This window comes from Bathymodiolus azoricus thioautotrophic gill symbiont (assembly GCF_001298715.1).
Lineage (GTDB): Bacteria > Pseudomonadota > Gammaproteobacteria > PS1 > Pseudothioglobaceae > Thiodubiliella.
On sequence record NZ_CDSC02000116.1, the window covers coordinates 1 to 1,148 of the forward strand.

The window sequence follows — 1,148 nt, forward strand, 5'->3', positions numbered from 1 at the left end:
CCCATACTTTGGGTTACCCCATGTCCTGATTGAGCCATCAGCCTTAATAGCAGTAAAGGCAGCTATATTTGAATAGATCTCGGTATAGCCTTTATCAGTGGGTGCGCCTGTGCCTCCAAAACCTGAGTCACCCCACGCCTTAATTGAGCCATCGGCTCTAAGGGCGGCAAAGGCCGAATTAGTTGAATAAATCTTGGTATAGCCATTGCCAGCGGGTGCATCTGAGCCTCCAGAATCTGAGTCACCCCACGCCTTAATTGAGCCATCGGCTCTAAGGGCAGCAAAGGCAGTACCAGTTGAATAAATCTTGGTATAGCCATTGCCAGAGGGTGCACCTGAGCCTCCATAACCTGATGCACCCCACGCCGTGATTGAGCCATCGGCTTTAACGGCAGCAAAGGCACTCGCATTCGAATAAATCTTGGTATAGCCATTGCCAGCGGGTGCATCTGAGCCTCCCCAACCTAATAAACCCCACGCCTTGATTGAACCATCGTCTTTAAGGGCAGCAAAGGCACTCGCATTCGAATAAATTTTGGTATAGCCATTGCCAGAGGGTGCACCTGAGCCTCCATATTGTGAGTAACCCCATGCCTTGATTGAGCCATCGACTTTAAGGGTAGCAAAGGCTTGCTCAGTTGAATAAATCTTGGTATAGCCAGTGCCAGCAGGTGCATCTAAGCCTCCCAAACCTGGTGCACCCCACGCCGTGATTGAGCCATCGGCTTTAAGGGCGGCAAAGGCATACAGATTTGAATAAATTTTGGTATAGCCTTTGTCAGTGGGTGCACCTGTGCCTCCAAAACGTGAGTCACCCCACACCTTGATTGAGCCATCGTCTTTAAGGGCGGCAAAGGTAGACCTAGTTGAATAAATCTTGGTATAGCCATTGCCAGCGGGTGCATCTGAGCCTCCAGAATCTGAGTCACCCCACGCCTTGATTGAGCCATCGGCTTTAAGGACAGAAAAGGCACTCGCATTCGAATAAATCTTGGTATAGCCATTGCCAGCGGGTGCATCTGAGCCTCCAGAATCTGAGTCACCCCACGCCTTGATTGAACCATTGGCTTTAAGAGTGGAAAAAGCAGATATATTCGGATAAGATGGTGCATTATAAAGTCCACCAAAATCATTCTGAGCACTAGAAT

1 protein-coding gene is annotated in these 1,148 nt (G+C 49.2%); it reads right to left on the reverse strand.

Going from position 1 to position 1,148, the window contains the following annotated elements; genetic code table 11:
- On the reverse strand, positions 1-1,148 hold a 1,148-nt coding region (locus BAZSYMA_RS09815), incomplete at both ends, for an RCC1 domain-containing protein (protein ID WP_479385923.1).